General features: G+C 40.2%; 2 protein-coding genes. Both read right to left on the reverse strand.

Annotated elements, in window-relative coordinates; all coding sequences use genetic code 11:
* A partial coding sequence (locus AC1DUW_RS28785; protein ID WP_477644181.1) for an ABC transporter permease occupies positions 1–1,081 on the reverse strand: 1,081 nt, incomplete at its 3' end.
* Positions 1,078–1,401, reverse strand: a 324-nt coding sequence (locus AC1DUW_RS28790) for an ATP-binding cassette domain-containing protein (RefSeq protein WP_477644182.1), incomplete at its 5' end; no start/stop codon positions are given. The genes AC1DUW_RS28790 and AC1DUW_RS28785, both read right to left, overlap by 4 nt.

A 1,401-nucleotide genomic window follows, 5' to 3' on the forward strand; every position in this document is an offset into this window, starting at 1 on the left:
CTTCTTCATCGAGTAGCTCAAAGACACGCTCAGCTGCAGCAACCGTCGACTGAATAATGTTTGCAATGTTAGCTGTTTGTGTGATCGGCTGGGTGAACTGCTTTGAATATGTGATAAATGCTTGAATATCACCAATTGAGATCGAACGTTGCGTTACCAATATCCCGCCGACAACGCTGATAAGGACATAACTCAAATTTCCGATAAAGAACATCATAGGCATGATGATACCAGATATAAACTGTGCTTTCCTTCCCGCTTTATACAATTCTTCATTAACCAAAACAAACTGGGCGCTTGCCTTTTTTTCATGTCCGAATGCTTTAACGACTTGATGGCCAGTATACATTTCTTCAATGTGACCATTTAATTGTCCAAGTGTGCGCTGTTGATCGGCAAAATGTTTTTGGGATCTTTTTAAAATGGGCCGAATTGCAAATATTGACAAAGGTAAGCTGACAATCGAGATTAATGTCAATAACGGGCTAATCGAAAGCATCATAATGATAATCCCCAAAATTGTTACAATTGATGTGATGAACTGCGTTAAGCTTTGTTGAAGGGTGCTCCCGATTGTATCAATGTCATTTGTCATTCGGCTTAGTGTTTCTCCGTTAGGACGTCCTTCAAAATATTTGAGAGGAAGTTTCTCAAGCTTTTTATTAACATCTTCTCGAAGATCATATACTGTATCTTGTGCAACACTAGACATAATGTATTGTTGTACATAGTTGAAAAGACTGCTTAAGACATACAGTCCAGCAAGTAGTAGAAGAATCTGGCCAATTTTATCAAAGTTAATAGTTGCTCCTGGTATTCCTTGGAATTTCCCGTAAGCTCCTTCGAATAATTCTGTAATCGCCGTTCCCATGATTTTTGGCCCTACAATCATAAAAATTGTACTCATGATTGCAGCGAAGAACACGGCAATTAATTTGTTGCGTCGGGGTTTTAAATAAGCCAAGAGACGTCTTAGTGTTCCTTTAAAATCTTTTGCTTTTTGACCCATCATCATCATGTTACCGCCACCAGGGCCATGCCCCATTTGCCCGCCGCTTTGAGGTTTTTTTTGATTACTCATGCAATTTCCTCCTCTGAGAGCTGTGATAAGGCGATTTCACGGTATACGTCGTTTGTACTAAGCAACTCTTGGTGTGTACCCATGCCTACRATGTGTCCTTCATCTAACACGATGATTCGGTCAGCGTCTACAACCGTACTAACACGCTGTGCAACAAGTAATACCGTCGCATTTTTTGTTTCATCTTTCAGGGCTGCACGAAGGTTGGCATCTGTCTTGAAATCAAGTGCAGAAAAGCTATCATCGAATATATAAATATCTGGTTTTCGAATGAGTGCTCTTGCAATCGAGAGTCGTTGTTTTTGTCCACCTGATAGGTT

It is taken from the genome of Peribacillus sp. P4_C12 (assembly GCF_056402095.1).